Here is a 5,837-nt window from a genome sequence, read left to right on the forward strand (position 1 = left end):
CTGGGACACCCAAATTCAAAATCAAAAAATATAAAACATTATCTATCAAAGCCTTACGATTAAATGGGACTGACGACTGTCGAAGTCAGGAAAAAGGAGGCTTACGAGCCTCCTTTTTTATTTTATCCAATCAAGTCTCCACTTGGTTTCACTCAGTATCCTGCATTTGAATTGAGGGAAATAAAATGATTCTGTGTTTGGTAGCGAGATGTTAATTCTCCTAGATTGCCTCTCTATTAATATTTCTAGGGTTTGTCCTTTTTCAGTTTCTATAGAGCTCTCAATGATTTTATCCCCTATCATGCAATTTTTGTAAGCATCACTATCAGGATGAACCTGAGTAATTAATCCATTTTCAGCTACTCGAATACCGAAATTGTTTAGCAAAGTACTTTTCTCAGGATAAACTGTTTCAATCTGTATGCCTACCGCTTCTAGGTTTTGCTTCAATAAAGGAAGAATATCTGCTACACCAAATACATAGCTCTCAAAAAAGTCTTGGATGACCTTAGCTTCCCCATGAGCTTCTGCTATCATCGTTTGGAAGTCAGCCATGGTGTACCCAATTTGAGTTTTGCCAAACCTCTCCCACATGAGCTTCATTACTTTAGTCAAGGAGCTACCTTTCTGTAAGAGGATTAAATCTATGCAAAGAGAAATAATAGCGCCCCTGTTATAGATGCTAACTTTTTTATCTGGTATTCCAGCTTTGTAGCCATCGAGCCACAAATCTCCGCTACTTTCGCTGATGCTTTGATTTTTCCATCCAAAACTATCAAACTCCTTTTGAAAGAGCTTTTGGAGTATTTCTTCGCAGTATTCCTTTAAATCAAAATAGCCAGATTTCAATAAATATAAGTCCCCCATGTAGGTGGTGACACCTTCAAGTACCAAGCCTGCGTCTAAATAAATCTCTTGGGCTAAGCTGTAAGGAATCAATTCTTTTGGTCGGATTCTACATACATTCCAAAAATGATACAACTCGTGAGAGCTCACACCAATCAGCTCTTTTAACAATGTTCTTTCTGATAAATCCTTGTCAGGACCGATCGTGATCACCGTGGAATACTGATGTTCAACTCCATGATAATGCTTGAATGCTAAAAGTTGAAAAATGAAATGATAATCATCAGCAAGGAAATCACCAAAGTCCTTGATTTGAGCTTGTGTAAATCCTTTGAAAACCTCAATCAATTCATTTATATCAAAATGAATGGATCCATTGAACCACAAATGAAAGCGACTTGAAGCAATGGAGTATTCGTAATGTTTGAGGTCTTTGCTAGCCAAGAATGGACTATCTATAGCTTCCTGATAATTTTTAGCAGACCACGTTGTATGATCTTGTCTTATTAGTGAGCAAGCTACTTTGTAATTGTTCGGAAAGTCAATTTGAATTAGGATTGCTTCATTTTCTCTATGATTGATCTCGAAAAGGCAATTGCTAAAGTTTAAATAAAGTTGTATTTCATCTGACCAGCATCCACCAGCATCCATTTGATTGGCATAGAACTCGTAATTGATCTCATAGATACCAGGTACATCTGCTGTGAAAGTCCAGCAATCTTTGCTTTGTTTTTTCCAATTGATAGGTTTTGACAAATGAGAGATCTTAAATGCTCTGATTTTTTGGGCATAATTGGTCAACTCGTACCTACCTGGTCTCCAAGCCGCCAATTGAAGTTTTACTTTTTCGCCAGTTTCACAAGACAGCTTAAGTTTGATGTTGACAAACTGAGAAGGAATTGAATTGCGCGAAATAAAATATTGCATCTATCTTTGTGGTTTGGTAGCAAACAAAAGTAAACTACTGATTTGTAAATAAAAAAAAACCTATCTATCTTTGCAGTCCTTTTTAGGGTCAACCTAAGATAGAACTCAGGTAAGCACAAAAAATATTAAATCATAGCGTCATGAAAAGAACATTTCAGCCTTCTCGTAGAAAAAGAAGAAACAAGCACGGATTCAGAGAAAGAATGTCTACTGCTAACGGTAGAAGAGTAATCAAATCTAGAAGAGCAAAAGGAAGACATAAATTAACTGTTTCTTCTGAGAAGACTCTTAAGAAGTAATAATCTGCATTGATTTCGTATATTTATACGTAAGCAATGATGGAAATGAATTACAGACTTCCAAAGAATGAAAGATTACATTCTCAAAAGGCAATAAAGGAACTTTTTGATAAAGGTTCCTCTTTTTTTTTATATCCATTCAAAGTACTCTTTTTGCCTCAGCCTTTAGACAGTACTGAAACTATTCAGGTGCTTTTTTCCGTTTCAAAGAAGAAGATCAAAAAGGCAGTACACCGCAATCAAGTCAAACGTAGAATTAAAGAAGCTTACAGATTAAATAAAAACATCCTAGGCGATCCAAAAAAATCACCTCTGCATATTGCCTTAATCTATGTTTCCTCTGATATTGCGCCTTATCCAAAAATTGAATCCTCTGTTCAAAAAATACTTAAAAAACTAGCTGAGTCTAGTGATGAATCTAATCATTTATTATGAAATTTATTTCCAGAAAAAGCATTGCTATTGCATTTACAATTCTTCTTGGGGTTGGGGTGTTATTTTCTTTTACAGCAAAGAATGATAAGCTTTTTGCAATCGCTAAAAACCTAGATATTTTCGCTTCACTTGTCAGGGAGTTAGATTCCTATTATGTGGATGAAATTGATGCTGAAGAGCTGGTGACCATTGGTATCAATGCGATGCTAGAGGAACTAGATCCATATACTGAATTTATTCCGGAAGAAAACTCTGATGATTTTCGTCTTTTGACTACTGGTGAGTACGGTGGAGTAGGGGCGCTTATTGGAAATAGGACAGGGAAGAATATGATTTTGATGCCCTACAAAGGTTTTCCAGCACAAGCAGCAGGTTTGAGAATAGGTGACGAATTTCTGAAAGTTGACACTGTAGATGTAAGAGAAAAGGAAACAGCGGATATCTCTAAACTGCTGAAAGGTCCTGCAAATACCTCAGTGTTTGTTCAGGTGAAGCGGGGGGATGATACCATAGCAGTAAATTTAGATAGGAAAAAGATTGTGATCAGTAATGTACCTTACTATGGAAAGGTAGATGATCAGACAGGCTATATCAAGCTTACTGATTTTACCACCAATGCAGCTTCCGATGTGAGGAAGGCTTTAATTGATTTGAAATCTCAGGGTATCACCAGATTGATTTTAGACGTGAGAGATAATCCAGGAGGGATTTTGAAAGAAGCGGTTGAGATTGTTAACCTTTTTATACCTAAAGGAAAAGAAGTAGTAAGGACTATTGGTAAATTGGAAAGTGTAAACTCTGTTTACAAAACCACAAAATCACCAGTGGATAAGGATATCCCTTTAGTTGTATTGATCAATGAAAGGAGTGCTTCAGCTTCAGAAATCGTTGCTGGTGCTTTGCAGGATTATGATAGAGCGATTTTGATCGGCAAAAAGACCTTTGGAAAAGGGTTAGTTCAAACATCAATTCCGCTTTCATACAATTCTCAGGTTAAAGTGACAACGGCTAAATACTATATCCCAAGTGGGAGATGTATTCAAGCAATTGATTATAGTAAAAAGTCAGACTCGCCATCTGCATCTCTTCCCGATTCACTGAGGACCAAATTTACCACTAAGAATGGAAGAATCGTATATGATGGTGCTGGGATTGAACCAGATGAGTTGACAGAAGAAAGAACATACGCTCCAATTACCTACAGTTTAGTTGCTAGAAATCATGTCTTCGAATATGGTAATAAGTTTTTCTTGGAAAATCAAGAAGTGCCATCTCCGAGGGAGTTTTCAATTTCTGATCAAACTTATGAAGATTTTGTAGCCTGGTTAGAAGGCAAAGAATATGATTATACAACATATGTTGAAAAGTCATTGGAGGATTTAGAGAAGTACGCACAAAGAGAAAAATACTACGATGATATAAAGGAGCAACTTGAAAGCCTGAAGAAGCAAGTAACACATAGTAAAGAACAGGACTTGATTACCTTCAAGTCAGAGATTAAGGAAGCTTTGAAAGACGAGTTAATATCCAGGTATTATTATCAAGAAGGTGTGATAGAAGCTTCTTTGCAAAATGACACGGCTATCAATCAATCCATTGCAATATTCAACGAACCAAAAAAACTTGCTGGGATTTTGACTGCTTCATCGAAAAAAAGATAATCAGGCATGGCGATGATTCTTTCTATAGAAACTGCGACTCAGGTTTGTTCTGTATCCGTTCATGATCAAGGGAAGTTGATGGGGTTAGCTGAACTGCATGTAGATAATATGCATGCTCAAAAGTTGATGAAGCTGGTGAATGACTTGCTGCAAAATTTAAATTTAGAAGTCCGTAATTTAAGTGCTATTGCTGTTTCTCAAGGCCCAGGATCATATACCGGCTTAAGAATAGGTGTTTCCACAGCAAAGGGGCTAGCTTTTTCACATGATTTACCTTTGATTGCAGTGGATACGCTTCAAGCATTAGCTATACAAACAAAACCTTTTGCTTCAGAATCAGAGTTTGTTATCCCCATGATTGATGCAAGAAGAATGGAAGTCTATGCATGTGTTATATTAGGGTCGGGGGAGATTTCAGATCAAGTAGCGCCAGTGGTATTAGACGAGAAGTCGTTCGAGCATTATTTGAATACTGGGCGAGTGTATTTCTTGGGTGATGGTTCTGGTAAATTTTCCGCAATATGTAAACACCCAAATGCATGCTTTTTACCTTATTTAAATTCAAGTTCAACAATTGGATATTTAGCTTATAAAAAGTATCAAAAAAGAGAATTTGAGAGCCTTGCATATTTCGAGCCGAACTACTTGAAGGAGTTCATGGTTTTGAAGTCAAAGAAAAATCCCTTTTTAATATGAGTGAGATTGTAAATAGAGTTGCAAATAGTTCATTGGTCACAATTGATCTTGAAGAATTATATAGAAAAGAAGATCGAGTGATTTTTGACCTTAAAGATTTTCTATTTCAAGAATTAATCTTGAAAGAAATGGATTTTAGGGCTGCTTTGAAGAGTTTAGACTGGGAGAAGTTTCGGGGTAAGCTTGTAGCTGTTACATGTACCGTGGATGCTATTGTGCCAGCGTGGGCATTTATTTTGATAGGTACATACCTGACAAAAGTAGATGTTGAATATGTAATAGGTGATTTAGCTGCGCTTGAGCAATACTTATTTGAGAAGGGAATACAAAAAATAGACACGGAAAAATATCAAGGTAAGCCAGTTGTTATAAGAGGTTGTAGTAAATTTCCTGTGCCTACGTATGCTTATGGTCGAGTAGTATCCCTTATACAGCCTTTTGCCAAGTCTATTATGTATGGGGAGCCATGCAGCACAGTACCTCTTTATAAGGCTCCAAAGTAAATTATTTTGCTTTACTACAAGCTGTTATCAAAAAACAGGTAATTTTTTAAAAAACTGGTTTGGTAAATTTACAAATACCTTCTATGTTTGCAGTCCCAATTGAGGGGAACAAGGTCAAAAGGATCTCAAGTTTAATTGAAAAAGTGCTTTACAGAAGGAGAAAAAAAAGATTTAAAACTTTTTTTAAATAAGTTTTTGGATCTTAAAAATAACTCCCGATATTTGCACTCGCTTTCAGAGAAAATGTTTCTGAAACATGTCTCGAGAAGAGAAAAAAGTTCATTGAAGTGTTGTAAGACGAAACGACGAGAGGCTATTTTAGGATAGTTTTTCAAGAAGCATATCAATAAGAGTCGATAGGAATAAGCTACGTATGTAGCGTATATAAACTTTACAATGGAGAGTTTGATCCTGGCTCAGGATGAACGCTAGCGGCAGGCCTAATACATGCAAGTCGAACGGGATCTAGA

At 36.5% G+C, this 5,837-nt stretch carries 6 protein-coding genes and 1 rRNA gene; 6 read left to right on the forward strand and 1 reads right to left on the reverse strand.

Translation table 11 applies throughout. The features are described 5' to 3' along the window. Positions 1 to 117 precede the first annotated feature (117 nt). Complete coding sequence (locus BW935_RS17825) at positions 118 to 1,773, reverse strand: M61 family metallopeptidase (protein ID WP_076503141.1); 1,656 nt, start codon at positions 1,771 to 1,773, stop codon at positions 118 to 120. A 140-nt stretch (positions 1,774 to 1,913) separates the two neighbouring features. On the opposite strand from BW935_RS17825, the gene rpmH reads away from it, so the two are divergent. From rpmH to BW935_RS17855, 6 genes are all read left to right on the forward strand, one after another. Next, positions 1,914 to 2,072, forward strand: coding sequence for a 50S ribosomal protein L34 (gene rpmH, locus BW935_RS17830; RefSeq protein WP_076503142.1), 159 nt, complete (start codon positions 1,914 to 1,916; stop codon positions 2,070 to 2,072). Between the two features lie 45 nt (positions 2,073 to 2,117). Beyond that, a complete protein-coding gene (rnpA, locus tag BW935_RS17835; protein WP_076503146.1) occupies positions 2,118 to 2,507 on the forward strand; it encodes a ribonuclease P protein component in 390 nt (129 codons plus the stop codon). Next, positions 2,504 to 4,168, forward strand: coding sequence for a S41 family peptidase (locus BW935_RS17840; protein WP_076503143.1), 1,665 nt, complete (start codon positions 2,504 to 2,506; stop codon positions 4,166 to 4,168). The genes rnpA and BW935_RS17840 overlap by 4 nt, the downstream gene beginning before the upstream one ends. Positions 4,169 to 4,174: 6 nt before the next feature. Next, on the forward strand, positions 4,175 to 4,864 hold the full coding sequence (gene tsaB / locus BW935_RS17845; RefSeq protein WP_076503144.1) for a tRNA (adenosine(37)-N6)-threonylcarbamoyltransferase complex dimerization subunit type 1 TsaB: 690 nt from the start codon (positions 4,175 to 4,177) through the stop codon (positions 4,862 to 4,864). After that, positions 4,861 to 5,367: a DUF2480 family protein gene (locus BW935_RS17850; protein ID WP_076503145.1), complete on the forward strand. Its 507-nt coding sequence runs from the start codon at positions 4,861 to 4,863 to the stop codon at positions 5,365 to 5,367. The genes tsaB and BW935_RS17850 overlap by 4 nt, the downstream gene beginning before the upstream one ends. A 393-nt stretch (positions 5,368 to 5,760) precedes the next feature. Further along, positions 5,761 to 5,837, forward strand: a 16S ribosomal RNA gene (locus BW935_RS17855); the annotation flags it as partial.

Source organism: Belliella pelovolcani, from assembly GCF_900156785.1.
GTDB classification, from domain to species: domain Bacteria; phylum Bacteroidota; class Bacteroidia; order Cytophagales; family Cyclobacteriaceae; genus Belliella; species Belliella pelovolcani.